The organism is Bradyrhizobium sp. i1.15.2 (genome assembly GCF_040548425.1).
Classification (GTDB): Bacteria; Pseudomonadota; Alphaproteobacteria; order Rhizobiales; family Xanthobacteraceae; genus Bradyrhizobium; species Bradyrhizobium canariense.
The window spans coordinates 212,825-228,868 of record NZ_JBEPRQ010000010.1; the positions used below are offsets into that span (position 1 = coordinate 212,825).

Consider the following 16,044-nt stretch of genomic DNA (forward strand, 5'->3'; position numbering starts at 1 on the left):
GGGTTCCGTAGTTCCACGGTAGCAATCAAATTCTAAGCAAATGATACCGGCGCTCACGAGCAGGGGTAAATTTTTGGTAAATGCGCCGGTCGAGACAGGCGGCATAGCGCCGCGATTATCAGTCCCGTGACCTCACGATCGCGTCATCCGAGCAGCACCAGCAGGGCCAGCACGCCAAGGGCCATGACGAGCTTGATCGTCGCGCAGGCCACGCTGCTCGGTCTTCTCTCAAATCCGAACCACGGCAATGAATGCTGCATCGCGCGCGTTGCGACTGCTTCGACGATGGCGAACAAAAGAGCGATTCCGGCGAGGAAGGACCACGATGTATCCGGAAGCATCCATGTCGAGAGCGACGCGGGAACGGACGCTTTCAGCGATGCCAGCAGCGCGAACCATCCGAACAGGGATACGAAGCCCTTGATGATTTCGGGCCCGATCGTGCCGGGCTCGATACGGATGCCGATCTTTCCAAGAGCGAGTTCGATGCGCTCGCCATCGCTGAAGAAGAGGAAGGCGCCGAGGTAGAGCGGAACGCGCGACTGAAACAGGAGTGCGATGATGCCGAACAGCACGGCGTAGCCGTAGGCGTCAGCGAGAATGTTCGTGCCGGCCGTAGGCGACGGCGCAGCCGTGGCCCGAGACAGCGATCTGGCGCGCGCCATGTGCTCCAGCATTCTGGCGCGCCGTTCCGGCGCGTAGGCTGCCGTCCGGTGGATCCATGGCGGCGGCGCCGGCGAGGCAATCCCGGCCTGGTCGTCCGAGGGAGATTTATGCTGCGCCATGGGCCTGCATCTGGTTCCGTCTGGACATTGGTCGGAGGCGAGGGGGAAGGAGGTTCATTGCGAGGGCGGCAGATTTCGCCGCGTCATCCAAACGTCCGGATGATGGCGCTCCCTAGCGGAATCGAACCGCTCTCTCCACCGTGAAAGGGTGGCGTCCTAACCGATAGACGAAGGGAGCAAACCCAGGGCCCCGCCGCTTTTCGCGGCACGGCCGCTGGCCGCCCGAGTCATGCCCGGCGGCTGCAGCGGGCGAACCTATAATGGCCTTTGGCGCCCTGGGCAAGCCGTTCGGGAACGGTCTTTTGGCACCGGTGGATAGCCTCCCGCCCCAGGATCAGTCGGGGCAAATTCAACGGTTTCTTAGGTTCCCTGAGCTAGCGCTGGACGGGGAGAATTTAAGCCGATGCCACCGCCCAAGAAGCGCGCAGCCCGCAAGTCGCTGTCGCAGCATGCCTGGATCACGCTCGAGGGCGGGTTCGCGGCGCGGCAATGCCTGGTCCAGGACATCTCCGCCACGGGCGCCAAGATCACGCTGGACGAGGATGCGAGCCAGCTCCCGGGCGTGATCCGGATGGCATTCGCACGCGATGCGCGGACCGGGCGGAGCTGCCAGGTGGTGTGGCGCCGCGGCAAATCGGCCGGCATCAAGTTCATCTGAAGCGACCCCCGATGGCGCGCGGCGCCGGTCCGGGCTAGAACGGCCCGCATGCGTGCGCCGCTCCTCATCCTGATCTCGTTGCTGACGACGTCCGCGGCCGCGGCGGAAGCCTTGCGTCTCCCGCCTGCGGAGCGCCCACAGGCCGGCAAGGACTTGCCGCTGAAGGGTGCCGGCGGGAGCGCGAAAGCGGGCTCTTGCGCCGCCTATGGCCGCGGCTTCCATCTGGTCGAGAGCACCGGCACCTGCGTCAAGATCGGCGGCTCGATCAGCATCGAGACCACGGTCAGGCGCTGACGTCGATGCCGCCGGACATCATGCGGCCCGAGATCATCGTCCCGTTCGTGATGTATTGCGCGCTGCTGTGGTGGGTCGGCCGCGGCCTGAGCTGGACCGCGCGGCTCGCCACCGCGGCCGTCACGCTCGTGCTGATTTTCTGCGTGCTGCTGTTCGAGCGCGGCTGGCCTTAAACAAAAAACGCGAAAACAACCCCATGCACAGTAGCCGCCACCTCCCGGCGGCGCGCGGCGAAGTGCGGATTCATCGTGCTCTCAACGGAGTTTAGGCCGCATCACCGCTCACGACATCGGCGGTGCCACAAATTGCGCAAAACCGGGCCGTTTGCCGAGCTCGGCGAGCCAGCGCGTCAGATGCGGCTGCGCGGGCCGGGTGATGCCCTCGACGCCGAGCCAGCGCCGCGCATAGGCGCCGATCGCAATGTCGGCGAGGGTGAACGCATCGCCGTCCATGAACGGACGCGTGGAGAGCAGACGGTCGGCGATGGCCCAGACCTCGGCGGCGGCATCCGCATCCTTCTGCAGCTGGATCATGTCGCGCTCGGCGGGCGGCGTGCGCACGAGGCCCCAGAACACCGGGCGGTCGACCGGCTGCACCATCGACAGCGTCCAGTCGAGCCAGCGGTCGACGCTGGCGCGCAGCTTCGGCGCCTCGGGATAGATTTGCGTGCCGCGCCCGTGCGCGAGGCAGAGATAGCGCATGATCGAATTGGATTCCCACAGCGTGAAGTCGCCCTCGACCAGCGTCGGGATCCGCGCATTGGGGTTCATCGCGAGATAGTCGGCCTCGCGGGTCTTGCCGAAGGCCATGCCGGCGTCGATGCGCTCGTAAGCCAGGCCGAGCTCGGCGAGGCACCACAGCACCTTCTGCACGTTGACCGAATTGGCGCGGCCCCAGATCGTCAGCTTTTGGTCCGGCACATCATCCTCCCCAAGCTTTTCTTGGTGTCGTAGCCCGGATGGAACGAAGCGCAATCCGGGGTGCTTCGGCAGCGTCAGTCCCGGACGACGCGTGCGCTCCACCCGACAAGCGCGGGTGATAGCGGAATCCACTGCGGCGAGCGACGCGCGATTGCGCCGATCCTCTCATGCAAAAGGTCCGCATGCAAAAAGCTCCGCCTGAGGCGGAGCTTTCGTGCAGGGTCAAGTTGGTCAGGCGATCAGCGGCCGAAGAACAGCCATAGCAAGATGATCACCGGGATCGGCACACCCAGCATCCACAACAAAATTCCGCGTCCCATCGCGTCCTCCTCCAATTGCATTGTCGAAGAGAGAACGCTGCTGGCACGGGCTTGTTCCAGCGGCGAGCCTACCAATGGCCGGTGTTCGGCATCGACGACCACGGCTCCTGCGGCGGCTTCGGGTCGCCCTTCTGCAACAGCTCGATCGAGTGCAGATCCGGCGAGCGGACGAAGGCCATGTTGCCGTCGCGCGGCGGGCGGTTGATAGTGACGCCCGCCTTCATCAGCTTCTCGCAGGTCGCGTAGATGTCGTCGACCTCATAGGCGAGATGGCCGAAGAAGCGATCCTCGCCATATTTTTCCTCGTCCCAATTCCAGGTGAGCTCGACCAGCGGCGCGCCGCGGCTCGATGGCTGCTTCTTGAGCGCCTCGAGATCGTCCGACGAGCACAGGAACACCAGCGTGAAACGCCCCTTGTCGTTCTCGATCCGCCGCACCTCCTTGAGCCCCAACGCATCCTGGTAAAACTTCAGCGCGACATCGAGATTGCGCACGCGCAGCATGGTGTGGAGGTATCGCATGGTTGTTGCTCCCTTGAACGGATGGGGTTTTGCTTTGGGCCGAGACGGCGGAGAAGGAGATAGCAGGAAATTGGGGGGAGGGGCAAAGGGTGGGTGCACGTGTGCGTGAGGGTGAAGCCCGCTGATGAAGCAAATCAGCCGGCGACTTCAATGCACTTTCACCGCAAATCCAGTGCCGCACACGCGCCACCGGCAACGTATGCGGGCCGGTCTGCTGCCGCGGCCTATTGCGCCGCGAGGCGCTTTCCGGCCTGCTCGATCGGCGGCATGAAGAGCGATACTGCGGTGCCTTCGGGGTCACGAAACTGGAACGTCTTGTTGCCCCATGGCATCGTTTTCAGCTCATGAACCAGGGTGACCTTGTCTTTCAGGCGCTCATACTCCGCATCGATGTCTTCAACCTGAAACTCGATCACGGCGGTGCGGTTTGCGCCGGGCTCGGCACTGTTTTCTTGCCAGAGCGCGACCGTCTCGGCAGCGCCGATTGCCAGGTTGGCGCCCGGCGTTACGATCTTGGCGAACACCGGCGCGAGCCATTCGGCGGAAACTCCGGTGACCATTTCATAGAACGAGACCATGATGTTGATGTCGGAGGCGATCAGGCGAGTGGAGGCGAACTTCATGGCATGTCCTTTGGTTGACCGCAGATTTGAGCGGCATCGCGGGGCTCGTCGCACACCGCTGCTGCCACCCTGATGTCAGCAGTCACGATGCCGTGCCGAGCGCGCGAACTACGGGCATGAATTGCGATGGCAATGCTGGACTGCGCCTCAAGTGAGACACGATGATCCCGGTGAAAGGGCTGGACTGCACCGTCACCGCAATTTTAGAGTCACATGGGCAGCGCGCCAGTTCGTTCGAGGCCTAAGCCCAGCCTCCAAGGAAGACGGGCCCCGTGATGACTCAACGCTTGGGCGTCCAGGTATCGAAGTTGCCGTCCTTCTTACCGACAGCTCTGGCCTTCTCAACCGAGATGCCGTCGCGGCAGGCGATGTAGGACTGAACCTGGGCGTTGGTCCCGGCTCGCTTCGCAACCCACATGTCACGCGTGAAGCCGTTCTTTGCCATGCAATCGAGCGCATGAGGGGTGCTGTTCGAGGCGGCGTGGGCGCCGATTGTTGACAGCAGCAATGCGGAAACAGCGATAATTGTTTTCATGAAATCTCCCAATGAAGCGCCTGTACAATAGCCGCCGTAAACAAAGCTACAAGGCGCTGTTGTCAGAACGCTCAACTTTCCAGATAGTCGATCGTTGGAGACTCTTCAGGTCGCTGGAGGTCGGGGCGTCGCGCCGGTCGACCGAAGGGGGACTCAATTGCAAGCTCCCGGGAGATATTGATGCGTTTTAGAACGGCACTTTTGGTTGCTTCACTCGTGGCGCCGTGGTGTGCGGCTCCGGACACGGCAAAGGCTGCGGGCAGCATGACGCTCTGCCTGCAGGCTGGCTTCTCGCAAGCCTGCTGCAAAGCCGAGGAAGCGAAGGGCGGTTTCAACGGTGACGGTGCCGATGCCTCTGCGCGCCGCTGGAATAGTCTTGCTATGTGCAAGAGCGGGAGTGCGCAGAAGATCAAGCGCTAGAAGACGAGCCCCTTCACGCGAAGCACCTCCACAGCGCTAACCGGGCCCTCAGAACGGTGATCCAAAACCGCGGAATTTGGCCACCTCACTCACGGGTGGACAGGCTTGTTTAGCCGTTGGCAGATGAACTCCTCGCGGAGATGACGCGACTAACCGCCATGGCCAATATTCTAGGCGAGCTTCTGTTCGCACTTATCCGCTCGATTGTTGCTGGATGGGCGTATGCGCTCTGGGTCAAACTGGCGACATGGCTCGAGCCGAAAATCCAACGGCGTTGGGTGAAGGTTGCCGTAGGAGGCCTCCTCGGCCTGGCAGCCTTTTTTATGATTCCGATACTGATGGGGCTGTTGGGCCTTTGAAGACAATGAAATCCGTTCTCATCCCCGCACTGGCAATCGGGGCGCCCGTCTCGACGGTGCTGCTCGTCATGGAGCAGCTCACCGACTACTCCATCGCTGTGATGGCATGGGAGATGCCGGGCATATCCGCAGCTTATCTTTTCTGGGGAGCTGTCGGCAGTTCCGTTTTCCTGGGCATCGCCATCACTTGGGCCGTGAATGCCATCGTTTACGGGGCGCCCGCCTTCGTCGTCCTCACGGTCGTCAAGCTGGCAATTCGCGGTTCGCCGAAGTGACCTGACAATGACGGTGATGCCAGATATCTACTTCTCGAGCCCGGCCTTCTGCCGCATCGTATCGATTAGCTCTGAGGCCTCTGCCTTGGTCAGATCCTTCTTGGGCAGCTCCTTGTGGGCCTGCTCGGCGAGGGTCTTGAGGTAAGATTCCTGGGCACCGGTCATCGGGTCGTCGCCGGAGACCCAATCCTTCGGATCCTTTTGGGTGTTGTCCGCCATCTTGTTGTCAGTCACGGCGATCTCTCCTTTTCAGGTTCAATGCCGGCTGACGCCTTTTGTTCCTTATTTGTTCGTGGCTGACCCATGACGCAGCAAGGGCCGCACTTGCCCCGATTCAGCGTCGGGAGATGATCACGGAACGGCCGGCAGCGATCGGCGTCTGCGCATGAGACCTATCTTGCGACTTGCCTTGCGCCCCCAATCGAGGATCGGTGCCTCAACCGCGACATGCAAGGCGGCGGCGAGACCGATGGAGAGCAGGATGCCGGCGATGATTGTCCCGACGATCGACAGACGCCACAGTCCGTCAAAGCTGGCGATCCATTTCACCACCAGATAATGGACGATATACAGCGCGTACGAAATCTTGCCGAGCCATTGCAGGATCGGTGAGAAGGATCGTCCTTCGGTCTCGACAGCGATCACAGCATGGATCAGCAATCCCGCACCTACGCCATAGGTCAGGACGCGCGCGAACTGCGCGTCGATCGCGCCGTGCACGAAAATCCAGTACCAGCCGGCCACGAACAGGCCCGCGGAAACGGCTGGGAAGTGGCGCGAAAAGCGCAATCGTCCGCTTCTCTGGAGATAGGCGATGACAACGCCGGCACCGAATTCCAGCACCAGCGGATGAAAGTAGATCCCGAACTCAAGGCCGAAGACGAGAGCAAGAATGACCAGGCCGAATCCAGCGAACAAGATCTCGAACAGCCGGTCCGGCTTGATCGCCAAGACGACCGCGACGGCGACATAGAAGTGCAGTTCGAAAGCCAGCGACCACGCCGGCCCGAGGTACCAATTCGGATATGTCCATGCGAAGATGGTTCCGAGGTCGAGAGCGGGGCGGTCGCCCGGCGCCAGCGCGATCCAGGAAGAGCTGATAAACGCCGCCAGCAACACCAGCCAATAGAGCGGAAAAATTCGGAGGGCCCGTCTGAAAGCGAAATCCAGCGGGTTGTGTTGTGCCGTCGCCGTGGTCGCGATGATGAAGCCGGAGATCACGAAGAAGATGTCGACGCCGCTCGCGAGAATCGTCAGCGCGCCCTCGGCGAGCTCGGGGCCGACCCTATCGGGTCGCGCACTGATTGCGTGTCCGCAGACCACCGACAGCGCAGCGACCCCGCGCATCGCCTGTATACCCGCGAAGATCCGCACCAAGCCCCGCCACGTTTATTGATACGCAATCTAGGCGAGAAACCCATTAAGGAACAGTTGCGCTGATGCGATAGAATGGCTGCTGGATGCGCTGGCGATGAGACATGCATCTCAAGGCGGATACATTTTGCTGAGCCTGTCATCGAAGGCACGACCATTGACGGCGTTGCCCTGCTATGCGGGTGCTTCTCAGCGGCGCCTGAGCAAGCGCCTCATCCTTCGAGACGACCGCTTCGCGGCCCCCTCAGGATGAGGCTCAGCTGCATCCGTCTCCGTTGAAGTGCTGCCGCCTACTCATTCCTCATCCTGAGGGCCCGCCGCAGGCGGGCGTCTCGAAGGATGGCCGCAGTCGAGCTTCCAGCCACATGTTTCTTCATGTGCGAGAGTCCCGCACGCGACGGCGCGTGAATCGAAAAACCGCCCCCGATTGCCGGAGGCGGTTCTCGAAAATCTGGCCAGAGAATTATCGCGACCGATCTTCGCTTCGCGCGAGACGCCCTAGTGACCGGTGCCGGGCTTGGTCGTCTTTGGCGGCTTGCCGTCTTCGATCCGGCCTTCGTTGCGCAAGTCGCGACCTTCCTGGGCCTTCTTCTGGCTCTCGCGGGATTTGCCGTGTTCGTTCATCTCTTCTTTGATGAATCCGGCGCCTTCCTTCACTTTACCTTCAACGCTCATGACGATCTCCCTTGCTGGAGATGGGGCAACTCGCGGCGAGACCTGACCGTTCCGGTGCGCGCACGATTGTGAGGCGTGCATTGGCGACAGGTTCCAAAAAGATCCGCGTCATGATGGGTCATGAAATGGCCGCGCCGCCTTGTGGGAAGCGACGCGGCCGGGAAGCAAGCCGTACAGGAAACCGGCTTACTTCATGTTGCTGCGGGTCCTGGTGCCGCCCTGGTCGCTGCCGGGGCCGGAGCCGCCTTGGCCGGAGGCGTCGGGCCTCACCATTCCGCCCTTGCCCATGCCGTCATGGCTCATGCCGGTGGTGCCGCTCCTCATCGTGCCCTTGTCCGTGTTGGTCATACCGGGCTTCTGCATGTTGTCGGTCTGCGCGGCGGGGCCGGTCTGGTTCTGCGCAAAGGCGGAGCCGCACATGAGGCCGAGGGCGGCGGTCGCAATGACGAGCTTCTTCATCTCAAACTCCTGGTTGGTTGTGTGGGCCAACGGGAGCGCAGAAACCGTGTTCCTAAAACAAGGTGTTCCGGAGTGCAAAAATTCTCGTCTGCAACGAGGGTACTTTCGGTTCTGATTGACTCAGAACCGCTCCGGATTGTTGTGACGCGTTTTCTTCGCGCGAACTTGAAAACGCCCTACGCCGCAAGCCGCTGGTCGGTCGGGCCCGTCAGGTGCTTGAGCACTTCCGCATGCTCCAGGTCGGGAACCGCAATGGCCGTGTGGCTGTAGCTCGCATGGGTTCGTGAGTTTGCAATCCGGTCCAGGATCTCGCCGCCCTTGATGACGTGGAGGCCCATGCCCTCTCCGGACGGGAAGATCGCGAGCACCACGTCATAAGCCGTGATGACGGCCCGAAGCGCTTCGGCCTTGTCTTCGGCAATTTCGACGAACACGCGAACATCGGCCGCGAGTTCACGCAGCTCGTTAAAATCCAACACTGTGGGGTACTCCAACGCAACGATACTGAGAGGAGCTTGGAGGCGTTAGGTTACTGAAGTCTCAACGGCCTATGCCCAGCCACAGGTTTATCGACCAGGCGCCCCCGTCAGGCCGATAGACGCGCGGGCGTTGCCGCCTGCTCGGCGATGCGCCGGCACGGGAAGGACATCTGGAGCGGGGAGGGACGAAGCGCGCCTCGTACCCATACGGGCGTCACGCGATACACGCGTGACTTATGCGCGCTTTACTTGGCGTATCCCTGGGAGCGGAGCCACGCGATCTTGCGGTCGCCGTTGATCCAGTCGTCGGCGTCTGCCTTGCTGGTGAAGCCCTTGATTTCGCGCTGTTCGCTGTCCGGGTAATCCGCCAGGATTTTCCAGTCGTTGTCTGCAATGCGGACGGTTTTGAAGGTCACTTTTGTTTTTGCCATGCCGCATTATGCAGGAGATGGCCGGAAAAGAGAACCTGCCTTGTGACGGTCACCGGTGTGGCCCGGGCGCAGACCTCGGGGGCCAGCCTGATCGGCTTTGCGCGGCCAGGTCCCCGAAAAGGCGAAAGCCCCGCCTGGGGGAAGCGGGGCTCTCCGATGGGGGTGAAGCTTGGGGACTTCAAAGAGTTAGACGCCTCCGGGAGAAAATGGTTCAACGCGAAAACGGCGAAGGCTGCGGCATCGTTCCCACGGCGTCCGGCCCCCCGCAGAACCCCTGCTTGCGTTTTGGGCGTCGATGGGTTCTAAGCCCCGTCACTTCATGAAAGTTGGCATGAATCAGAAGCGCGTTGCGCGGTTGGACCGCGTCCTGAGCAAAGCCTGCTCGCGCGCACAGAAGGAAATTCAGACATGGCGAAGATGACCAAGACTCAGTTGATTGATGCAATTGCCGAGGGCACGCAGCTGTCGAAGAACGACGTGAAGTCGGTCATCGAGTACATGGCGACCGTTGGCTACAAGGAGCTCAACGAGTCCGGCGAGTTCGTCATTCCCGGCTTCGTGAAGATGTCGGTGGTGAACAAGCCGGCGACAGAAGCCCGCATGGGCGTCAATCCCTTCACCAAGGAGCCGATGCAGTTCGCGGCGAAACCGGCGAGCAAGTCGGTGAAGGCCTCGCCGCTGAAGGTGGCCAAGGACTCCGTCTAAGGGCTCGCTAAGGGTTCGCATTTTCGTTGCGGCGGCTCCTTTTTGCGGAGTGCTGCCGCGGAGTGCTGCAATGACTGCTTGCTTGTGCTGAACCAATAAGGAACTCTGGGCGATCGTCAGGCTTTGCTTCCGAGAGGGAGAAATCACATGACTGGTCTCAGCGAAGTAGAGATTCGAAATCGGGCCTATCACCTCTGGAAAGAGGCCGGCGAGCCTGCGGGCACGATGGACACCTTCTGGTACGAGGCCGAAAAGGAGCTTCTCGCCGAGCGGACCAAGCAAGGCGAAGTGCCGCCTGGGATGACCGACAATCTGCCGGTCTGACTGCGATGGTCTAAGAGGCGAGCGTCGACAGTTCTCAAAGCAGCCACCCGGCGTAACGCCCGGGTGGCTGCTTTGCTGTTCGGGCCACCGCTTGGATGGCGACCGCCTTAAAGAAAAACCCCGGGCTTAGGGACCGGGGTTCTTCAAGCTGGCCGCCCGCGTCGCGACGTGCCGCCAGCACCACTGAATTCGGCTTGATAACGTGAGACGGGAAAATTCGTTCCGGCCGCTAGTCCGGCGACACGGACACGTCGATGATCGCCGGCGTATCGACCTTGCGCTCGCGCCAGACGACGAGATCGCATTTGGGATTGAGCCACTGATATTCGGAGCCGCGCGCCTTCAGGTGCGCGAGCGCTGCATCATGTGCGGCGGTCCGGTCCGGCGCTTCGACCATGATCTCCACGGTCTCCTCGATCTGACGCACCACCTCGACGGCGTAGAATTTTCTGGTCACGGTCCCTCGCTCCGGAATGACTAACGGGGAGGGCGATGGCGCGTTCCCCAAAAGAAAAACCCCGCGCTTTCGCATGGGGTCTTCTTGGCTGGCGACGATGGGATTTCAGCGCCTGGCCGCCGGCCGCGTTCTCGCACTTAAGGTTGAAAACCCAAAAAGCAACCGCGGCGGCGCGCGGAAGCCTGAGGCGATGTGGCCGGCGAATTTTGCGGGGAGGGGCTGGACTTTTTGTTCTTATTTTGTTCTAGTGGGGCATCCCTTTTGGCAGCGACATTGATTTGGAGGTGCCCATGACTGTCGAGAAACAACGCGAAGTGATCAGGCTCTGGAATCAACTCAGGAAACTCGACGGCCCGGCCGCGGAAGAACTCCGCATCCAGATCCTCGAATGCTTTTCGGAGAAAGATCTGTCGGGGAAGGGCACGGCGAAGCGAGCGGCGTGATGAGCGTCGCACTACGTTGATGATAACGGGCCATCTTCCCCCACCTTCACCGATCGTTAGGAATCGTTTTGCGCTGATTTCTCGACTCCGATTCGTTCCTTGCGAACGAAATGGAGTCGGATGCAGAACAAGCCGTGCCTTCTGTGTCGATGCGGGACACGCGCTTCCAAACCAAGCCAGCGTGATGCTTCGCACGGTCCCTCCCGCGTGTCCTCGCTACGAGATCAGGCGAAGGAGACGCGACATGGATGCGTGCTGGTTTCTTGAGATGTTCGCCGAGATCGCGAAAGTGTTTTGGTATGATCGGCATCCGCGCTTGCGCAAAGGCAGGCCGTCGGTGCCGCAGGTGTCGCCGCGGTCGAAATCCCAAGACGCGATGTGAGTGCGCGATCGTTGGCGACTGCGCTCGTTTGTGTGCAAACGAAATGTTAAGATTTGCTTCGCGTCGATTTCTGCGATTCCGATTCGCTCTTCGAGAACGAAAGGCGGGCGAAGCTGGAACAAAGCCGGATGGCGGATCGCCAGAAGCTCCGCAGCCTCGGCTTTCGCGCGGGCTTGAGGCGGCTCGCCGACTTCTGGAGACGCTTCGCGCACTCCTAACGGAAGCTTGCCGCGAAGCCGATAACCGTATTCGGTTAGGTTAAAAGCGCGATCGCATTGCGCTTGCCGCTGCTTGGGATAGGTGTGTCTGGCGACGTCTGGAAACGACTTTGCCAACAAGCAATTTTGCCAAGAACGAATTCATGACACCTTTTTCAGAACCGAGCTTTTATCAGGGCGACCGCCACACCTATCGGCGCGTTGCCATCGTCGGCACGCTGTTCTGTCTGGCTTTCGTGGTGATCAGCGTCTCGCTGCGGCCACAGCTCGAGGAGACGCGTGTCGCGGTCAAAGCCGACAGGCTGATGCGCACGGCGGGCCAGCCACCGCACACGAATTAACGGTCCTCGCCGGAGATCTGATGGTCGGCGCAATTGCCTGGGCAGGCGGTGCCCCGCGAGGCGAGCGCCACGAAGCCGGCATAGCCGGACAGGTTGAGCAGGACTTCGAGCCAAACGGGCATGTCGGCCTCTTTTCTCCCTGAAGGCTACGCCAACGTGCGCGCGAAGCGCATGTTCCCGGACAAGAAGGCGCCGCGCCTCAAAGCGGGGTGGTGGGGTCGAGCCGCCGGCCGAGGACGCCTACGGACTCGCTCGACGGCTGCTCCTTAAGGAACTCGGCAATAGCCCGCGCCAGTTCGCCGTCGCTCATCGGCGTCGATGGCGGGCGCAGCGTGCCGACACCGAAACTGCGGACGATCTCGTCGTAATGCTGATCGCCGGATTTGGGAACGAGCCTCCGGATACGGGCCAGCAGCGTGGATATCGGCACTTTAGCCTCCTAGGCGCTCCCCGCTGGCAGCAATTGGGCTGCGTTGCCAATTTGCTGTCCGTGAAACTGAAAACCCCGCCAGCATTGGTGATGCTGACGGGGTCTTCGTGCTGTTGCCTCAACCGGATGGCAGAGGCATCCGCACTTGCACAAACAATTCGCGGAACGCGCGCCTGTTCCATGCGTGGCCGGATTTATTCCGAGCTCGGTTCCACAAGCTTGCGCGCAACCATCGCAACGCGCCGGCGTTGTCCATCCGAGATACGAAGGAGGAGATTCATGATGAGGAAGACACTGGCAGTTCTGGCTACCGTTGCAGCCGTCGGCCTGACCGCGGTTGCGGCGCCTGCGCCCGCCGAGGCGCGCGGCCGCGGTATCGGTCCGGGCCTCGCATTCGGCCTCGCCGCCGGCGCCATCACCGCGGGCGCCGTCGCCGCGTCGCATCCTTACGGCTATGGCTACGGCTACGGCCCGGGTTATGGCTACTATGGCGGCCCGGCCTATGCTTACGGCCCCGGTCCGTACGCCTATTACGGCGATGGACCGTACTACCGCCGCCACCATTATTACCGTCACTGGTAACGCCTGAACAAATGAAAAGCCCGGAGCAATGCTCCGGGCTTTTTTCATGCTCGGTGATCTGGTGTCGTTACGGCCAGAGCGAGGGCCGTTCCACCTTGCGCGCGTTGTCGAGCGTCGACACGAAATACTCTTCACGTTCGCGCTTGAATTTTTCCTGCGTGGCACGGAAGGCGGCGACACGGGCGGCGATCTCTTCGCGTTCGCGGATTTTGCGTTGTTCGTCCTCGGTCATGTCAAATCCCCTCTGCACGTGAGTATGTGTCCTACTGAACTCAAGCACTGCCGCCGCAATCACGTTGAGTCGCGTCAACACATGCATTGGCGCTTCTGATTGGGGCGTCAATGGGGAGGAGGCATTGCAGGATTGTGATAAGCGAGGGTCGGAAAAAATTGCCGACCGTGCCTTGCGCGGCAGTGGATAACAGCGTCAATAATCTTGTCGCTTGCGCATGTTGCAGCTAGCGCAAAAACAAATCACCAACCGATCAGCAGAACCAATCGGCCAAACCAATCGGCAAAGCAAAACGGGAGGCCGCGTTGATTGCATCGGATCTTCGCAGCGGCGTCGAGCGTCTCGGCGACATGATCGCCGAAGCCAAACGGATCGTGCCGTTCACCGGCGCCGGCATCTCGACCGAATGCGGCATCCCCGACTTCCGCTCGCCGGGCGGAATTTGGACGCGCAACCGCCCGATCCCGTTCGACGAGTTCGTCGCCAGCCAAGAGGCGCGCGACGAATCCTGGCGCCGGCGCTTCGCGATGGAGGAGGTCTTTGCGGCGGCCAGGCCCGGCCGCGGCCATCGCGCGCTCGCCTCACTCTACCGCGCCGGCAAGGTTCCCGCGATCATCACCCAGAACATCGACAATCTGCACCAGGCCTCCGGCGTCGCGAGCGACCACGTCATCGAACTTCACGGCAACACCACGTATGCGCGCTGCATCGGATGCGGGCAGGCCTATCCGCTTGATTGGGTGAAGCGCCGCTTCGACGAGGAGGGCGCCGCGCCCAACTGTCCCGTGTGCGACGAGCCGGTGAAGACCGCCACGATCTCCTTCGGCCAGACGATGCCCGAGGATGAAATGCAGCGCGCCACCGCGCTGTCGCAAGACTGCGACCTCTTCATCGCGATCGGTTCCTCGCTGGTGGTATGGCCGGCCGCGGGCTTTCCGATGATGGCGAAGGAAGCAGGTGCACGCCTGGTAATCATCAATCGCGAGTCCACCGAGCAGGACGACGTCGCCGATCTCGTGATCCGCCACGACATCGGCGAAACGCTCGGGCCCTTTGTCGGTAATTGAGGCAGCAATTTGATTCGCGGCTGTGCAAGCTGTTCATAGGTTCCGGCGAATCTCTTTTTTGTCTATGCGTCGCAACCGGGAGTGTTATCTTTTGAGTCGAAAGATTCGCGTCGCGTCGAGTTGAGAAGATTCTCTAAAGACGCGTGATTCGGCGCCGCCATTCAGGCGGGTTGCATGGCATGTGTGGGGTCCGGGGTTATGGGGTCGTCCGACGGATTTGAGTCCAAGAAGGTCGGAGTTCCCGCGGTGGGTGAACACGGCGGTGGCGGTCGCGACAGCGCTCTCAGTCCATTCACCGGACTTGGTGAGAGCAGCGCCAACCTCGTCGAGGTTCACGGCGTCATCAAATGGTTCGACGCCTCAAAGGGCTACGGCTTCATCGTTCCCGACAATGGCTGGCCCGACGTGCTCCTGCACGTTACCGTGCTTAGGCGCGATGGCTTCCAGACCGCCTACGAGGGCGCCCGCATCGTCGTCGAGTGCATCCAGCGGGCCAAGGGCTACCAGGCGTTCCGCGTCGTCTCGATGGACGAGTCGACTGCGATCCATCCGGCGCAGATGCTGCCGCCGCGCACCCATGTCACGGTGACGGCGACCAGCGGGCTGGAGCGAGCCCAGGTCAAATGGTTCAACCGGCTGCGCGGTTTCGGCTTCCTGACCTGCGGCGAGGGCACGCCCGACATCTTCGTGCACATGGAGACGCTGCGCCGCTTCGGCATGACCGAGTTGCGGCCCGGCCAGTATGTGCTGGTCCGCTTCGGGCCCGGCTCCAAGGGCATGATGGCGGCAGAGATCCATCCCGAGACGGGATCGCCGGTCTCGTCCCACTAATTCTATTCCCGCGATCGTGAGCAGAGGCGCGCTGGCTGACCGGCGCGCCTCTGGCTTTTCCGGCGATCGCCACGTAAGGACTGGTCCAGTCCCACGCCTCGAGAGCCATCCATGAATTTCGATCGAAAGGCCGTCTTCGCCGTTGCGAAGGGCTGGCTCGCCGCCATCCTCGTCATCGCCGGCTGTGCCGTCGCGAGCGCCCCCGTCCGCGCCGCCAGTTTCCAGCCGCTCGAGATCGTCACCAAAAACGGCGTGCAGGTGTTCTCGGTCGAGATCGCGACGACCGAGGAGGAGAAGCAGACCGGCCTGATGTACCGCAAGGAACTGGCGGACGGCAAAGGCATGCTGTTCGACTTCAATCCCGAGCAAGAGGTGTCGATGTGGATGAAGAACACCTATGTCTCGCTCGACATGATCTTCATTCGCGCCGACGGCCGAATCCTGCGCATCGCCGAAAATACCGAGCCGATGTCGACAAAAATCATCTCATCCAGGGGGCCCGCGCGGGCTGTTCTGGAGGTGGTGGCAGGGACGGCGCAGAAATATGGCATCCGCGCCGGCGACCGCGTCGGCCACCCGCTGTTCGGCAGCAAGTAGGCGGGTCAAGGGGCTATTGGCAAGGCTATTGCCCCCGTCCTGAGGTCTTTTGGGAAGCTTGCTGGTGCCGTTGGAAGGCTTGCTGGCGCTTTGGGAAGCGTGTATCGACGGGGCTCGCCGGACATTCGGGGTATAGCGCAGCCTGGTAGCGCGGCAGTTTTGGGTACTGCAGGTCGTTGGTTCGAATCCAGCTGCCCCGACCAATTAACCCTTGTCCAGACCGGAGACATAGGTAACAGGTCGTACCTAAGACATGGGTGACAACCTCGTGCCGAACGGGTTGTCGAGGGGTTTCAAAGTCGTTTAC

Annotated in this window: 31 protein-coding genes and 2 tRNA genes; 15 read left to right on the forward strand and 18 right to left on the reverse strand. The window is 61.7% G+C overall.

Annotated elements, in window-relative coordinates; translation table 11 throughout:
- Positions 1 to 143: 143 nt before the first annotated feature.
- Complete coding sequence (locus ABIB80_RS20300) at positions 144 to 785, reverse strand: hypothetical protein (RefSeq protein WP_219680240.1); 642 nt, start codon at positions 783 to 785, stop codon at positions 144 to 146.
- A gap of 103 nt (positions 786 to 888) precedes the next feature.
- Positions 889 to 963 (reverse strand) — tRNA-Glu (locus ABIB80_RS20305).
- 225 nt (positions 964 to 1,188) lie between these two features.
- On the opposite strand from ABIB80_RS20305, the gene ABIB80_RS20310 reads away from it, so the two are divergent.
- Genes ABIB80_RS20310 through ABIB80_RS20320 form a run of 3 tightly spaced genes read left to right on the forward strand, consistent with a single transcriptional unit; the run spans position 1,189 to position 1,910 of the window.
- Positions 1,189 to 1,443 (forward strand): PilZ domain-containing protein, encoded by a 255-nt coding sequence (locus ABIB80_RS20310; RefSeq protein WP_007610106.1) that lies wholly within the window; start codon positions 1,189 to 1,191, stop codon positions 1,441 to 1,443.
- A gap of 48 nt (positions 1,444 to 1,491) precedes the next feature.
- The gene (locus tag ABIB80_RS20315) at positions 1,492 to 1,737 is read left to right on the forward strand and encodes a hypothetical protein (protein ID WP_007591413.1); all 246 of its coding nucleotides are present in this window, start codon (positions 1,492 to 1,494) and stop codon (positions 1,735 to 1,737) included.
- A gap of 5 nt (positions 1,738 to 1,742) precedes the next feature.
- A complete protein-coding gene (locus tag ABIB80_RS20320) occupies positions 1,743 to 1,910 on the forward strand; it encodes a hypothetical protein (protein WP_007591410.1) in 168 nt (55 codons plus the stop codon).
- Between the two features lie 108 nt (positions 1,911 to 2,018).
- Here ABIB80_RS20320 and ABIB80_RS20325 read toward each other — a convergent pair whose 3' ends face one another.
- The 5 genes from ABIB80_RS20325 to ABIB80_RS20345 form a co-directional block, all read right to left on the reverse strand.
- Entirely contained in the window at positions 2,019 to 2,657 is a 639-nt protein-coding gene (locus ABIB80_RS20325; protein WP_007591409.1) for a glutathione S-transferase family protein, read from the reverse strand.
- Positions 2,658 to 2,896: 239 nt separating this feature from the next.
- A complete protein-coding gene (locus ABIB80_RS20330) occupies positions 2,897 to 3,079 on the reverse strand; it encodes a hypothetical protein (protein WP_157158543.1) in 183 nt (60 codons plus the stop codon).
- On the reverse strand, positions 3,046 to 3,498 hold the full coding sequence (locus ABIB80_RS20335; RefSeq protein ID WP_219680237.1) for a VOC family protein: 453 nt from the start codon (positions 3,496 to 3,498) through the stop codon (positions 3,046 to 3,048). Before ABIB80_RS20335 ends, ABIB80_RS20330 begins: the two co-directional genes overlap by 34 nt.
- A 224-nt stretch (positions 3,499 to 3,722) precedes the next feature.
- Positions 3,723 to 4,121, reverse strand: coding sequence for a VOC family protein (locus ABIB80_RS20340; RefSeq protein WP_007591406.1), 399 nt, complete (start codon positions 4,119 to 4,121; stop codon positions 3,723 to 3,725).
- A 280-nt stretch (positions 4,122 to 4,401) separates the two neighbouring features.
- Entirely contained in the window at positions 4,402 to 4,656 is a 255-nt protein-coding gene (locus ABIB80_RS20345; RefSeq protein WP_007591405.1) for a hypothetical protein, read from the reverse strand.
- 180 nt (positions 4,657 to 4,836) lie between these two features.
- Here ABIB80_RS20345 and ABIB80_RS20350 point away from each other — a divergent pair, with 180 nt between their 5' ends.
- The 3 genes from ABIB80_RS20350 to ABIB80_RS20360 all read left to right on the forward strand — a co-directional run bounded on the left by ABIB80_RS20350 (position 4,837) and on the right by ABIB80_RS20360 (position 5,710).
- On the forward strand, positions 4,837 to 5,076 hold the full coding sequence (locus tag ABIB80_RS20350) for a hypothetical protein (RefSeq protein WP_007591404.1): 240 nt from the start codon (positions 4,837 to 4,839) through the stop codon (positions 5,074 to 5,076).
- A 116-nt stretch (positions 5,077 to 5,192) separates the two neighbouring features.
- Entirely contained in the window at positions 5,193 to 5,435 is a 243-nt protein-coding gene (locus ABIB80_RS20355) for a hypothetical protein (RefSeq protein WP_245285858.1), read from the forward strand.
- Between the two features lie 5 nt (positions 5,436 to 5,440).
- Positions 5,441 to 5,710 carry a hypothetical protein gene (locus ABIB80_RS20360; protein WP_219680235.1) on the forward strand — a complete coding sequence of 90 codons (270 nt, stop codon included), beginning with the start codon at positions 5,441 to 5,443 and terminating at the stop codon, positions 5,708 to 5,710.
- Positions 5,711 to 5,737: 27 nt separating this feature from the next.
- Here the strand turns inward: ABIB80_RS20360 and ABIB80_RS20365 are convergent, their stop codons facing one another.
- The 6 genes from ABIB80_RS20365 to ABIB80_RS20390 all read right to left on the reverse strand — a co-directional run bounded on the left by ABIB80_RS20365 (position 5,738) and on the right by ABIB80_RS20390 (position 9,128).
- The gene (locus ABIB80_RS20365) at positions 5,738 to 5,929 is read right to left on the reverse strand and encodes a DUF3072 domain-containing protein (protein WP_219680320.1); all 192 of its coding nucleotides are present in this window, start codon (positions 5,927 to 5,929) and stop codon (positions 5,738 to 5,740) included.
- 132 nt (positions 5,930 to 6,061) lie between these two features.
- Positions 6,062 to 7,084, reverse strand: coding sequence for an acyltransferase family protein (locus tag ABIB80_RS20370; RefSeq protein WP_311985791.1), 1,023 nt, complete (start codon positions 7,082 to 7,084; stop codon positions 6,062 to 6,064).
- A gap of 498 nt (positions 7,085 to 7,582) precedes the next feature.
- A complete protein-coding gene (locus tag ABIB80_RS20375) occupies positions 7,583 to 7,759 on the reverse strand; it encodes a hypothetical protein (RefSeq protein WP_007591393.1) in 177 nt (58 codons plus the stop codon).
- A gap of 186 nt (positions 7,760 to 7,945) precedes the next feature.
- On the reverse strand, positions 7,946 to 8,218 hold the full coding sequence (locus tag ABIB80_RS20380) for a hypothetical protein (protein ID WP_007591383.1): 273 nt from the start codon (positions 8,216 to 8,218) through the stop codon (positions 7,946 to 7,948).
- A 176-nt stretch (positions 8,219 to 8,394) separates the two neighbouring features.
- Complete coding sequence (locus tag ABIB80_RS20385; RefSeq protein ID WP_219680230.1) at positions 8,395 to 8,697, reverse strand: hypothetical protein; 303 nt, start codon at positions 8,695 to 8,697, stop codon at positions 8,395 to 8,397.
- A gap of 245 nt (positions 8,698 to 8,942) precedes the next feature.
- Positions 8,943 to 9,128, reverse strand: coding sequence for a hypothetical protein (locus ABIB80_RS20390; RefSeq protein WP_007591378.1), 186 nt, complete (start codon positions 9,126 to 9,128; stop codon positions 8,943 to 8,945).
- Between the two features lie 408 nt (positions 9,129 to 9,536).
- On the opposite strand from ABIB80_RS20390, the gene ABIB80_RS20395 reads away from it, so the two are divergent.
- Positions 9,537 to 9,833 (forward strand): HU family DNA-binding protein, encoded by a 297-nt coding sequence (locus ABIB80_RS20395; protein WP_007591377.1) that lies wholly within the window; start codon positions 9,537 to 9,539, stop codon positions 9,831 to 9,833.
- A 147-nt stretch (positions 9,834 to 9,980) separates the two neighbouring features.
- Complete coding sequence (locus ABIB80_RS20400) at positions 9,981 to 10,157, forward strand: DUF2934 domain-containing protein (RefSeq protein WP_106943511.1); 177 nt, start codon at positions 9,981 to 9,983, stop codon at positions 10,155 to 10,157.
- A 229-nt stretch (positions 10,158 to 10,386) separates the two neighbouring features.
- Here the strand turns inward: ABIB80_RS20400 and ABIB80_RS20405 are convergent, their stop codons facing one another.
- On the reverse strand, positions 10,387 to 10,614 hold the full coding sequence (locus tag ABIB80_RS20405) for a hypothetical protein (RefSeq protein WP_219680227.1): 228 nt from the start codon (positions 10,612 to 10,614) through the stop codon (positions 10,387 to 10,389).
- A 290-nt stretch (positions 10,615 to 10,904) separates the two neighbouring features.
- On the opposite strand from ABIB80_RS20405, the gene ABIB80_RS20410 reads away from it, so the two are divergent.
- Entirely contained in the window at positions 10,905 to 11,057 is a 153-nt protein-coding gene (locus tag ABIB80_RS20410; protein WP_219680224.1) for a hypothetical protein, read from the forward strand.
- 216 nt (positions 11,058 to 11,273) lie between these two features.
- On the opposite strand, the gene ABIB80_RS20415 is transcribed toward ABIB80_RS20410, so the two are convergent.
- The gene (locus tag ABIB80_RS20415) at positions 11,274 to 11,774 is read right to left on the reverse strand and encodes a hypothetical protein (RefSeq protein WP_354128186.1); all 501 of its coding nucleotides are present in this window, start codon (positions 11,772 to 11,774) and stop codon (positions 11,274 to 11,276) included.
- Positions 11,775 to 11,800: 26 nt separating this feature from the next.
- Here ABIB80_RS20415 and ABIB80_RS20420 point away from each other — a divergent pair, with 26 nt between their 5' ends.
- Positions 11,801 to 11,998 carry a hypothetical protein gene (locus tag ABIB80_RS20420; protein WP_007591364.1) on the forward strand — a complete coding sequence of 66 codons (198 nt, stop codon included), beginning with the start codon at positions 11,801 to 11,803 and terminating at the stop codon, positions 11,996 to 11,998.
- Here ABIB80_RS20420 and ABIB80_RS20425 read toward each other — a convergent pair.
- The gene (locus ABIB80_RS20425; protein WP_007591362.1) at positions 11,995 to 12,120 is read right to left on the reverse strand and encodes a hypothetical protein; all 126 of its coding nucleotides are present in this window, start codon (positions 12,118 to 12,120) and stop codon (positions 11,995 to 11,997) included. The genes ABIB80_RS20420 and ABIB80_RS20425 overlap by 4 nt on opposite strands.
- Positions 12,121 to 12,197: 77 nt before the next feature.
- Complete coding sequence (locus ABIB80_RS20430; protein WP_007591360.1) at positions 12,198 to 12,428, reverse strand: hypothetical protein; 231 nt, start codon at positions 12,426 to 12,428, stop codon at positions 12,198 to 12,200.
- Between the two features lie 282 nt (positions 12,429 to 12,710).
- Here ABIB80_RS20430 and ABIB80_RS20435 point away from each other — a divergent pair, with 282 nt between their 5' ends.
- Positions 12,711 to 13,010, forward strand: a complete 300-nt coding sequence (locus ABIB80_RS20435; RefSeq protein ID WP_035992730.1) for a hypothetical protein — start codon at positions 12,711 to 12,713, stop codon at positions 13,008 to 13,010.
- Positions 13,011 to 13,077: 67 nt separating this feature from the next.
- Here the strand turns inward: ABIB80_RS20435 and ABIB80_RS20440 are convergent, their stop codons facing one another.
- The gene (locus ABIB80_RS20440; protein WP_015686271.1) at positions 13,078 to 13,242 is read right to left on the reverse strand and encodes a hypothetical protein; all 165 of its coding nucleotides are present in this window, start codon (positions 13,240 to 13,242) and stop codon (positions 13,078 to 13,080) included.
- 305 nt (positions 13,243 to 13,547) lie between these two features.
- Here ABIB80_RS20440 and ABIB80_RS20445 point away from each other — a divergent pair, with 305 nt between their 5' ends.
- The 4 genes from ABIB80_RS20445 (at position 13,548) to ABIB80_RS20460 (ending at position 15,940) form a co-directional block, all read left to right on the forward strand.
- Entirely contained in the window at positions 13,548 to 14,309 is a 762-nt protein-coding gene (locus ABIB80_RS20445; protein ID WP_007591358.1) for an SIR2 family NAD-dependent protein deacylase, read from the forward strand.
- A 198-nt stretch (positions 14,310 to 14,507) separates the two neighbouring features.
- A complete protein-coding gene (locus tag ABIB80_RS20450) occupies positions 14,508 to 15,140 on the forward strand; it encodes a cold-shock protein (protein WP_018457757.1) in 633 nt (210 codons plus the stop codon).
- A gap of 111 nt (positions 15,141 to 15,251) precedes the next feature.
- Positions 15,252 to 15,737, forward strand: a complete 486-nt coding sequence (locus ABIB80_RS20455) for a DUF192 domain-containing protein (protein WP_007591354.1) — start codon at positions 15,252 to 15,254, stop codon at positions 15,735 to 15,737.
- Positions 15,738 to 15,863: 126 nt separating this feature from the next.
- Positions 15,864 to 15,940 (forward strand) — tRNA-Pro (locus ABIB80_RS20460).
- The last annotated feature ends 104 nt before the right edge of the window (positions 15,941 to 16,044 follow it).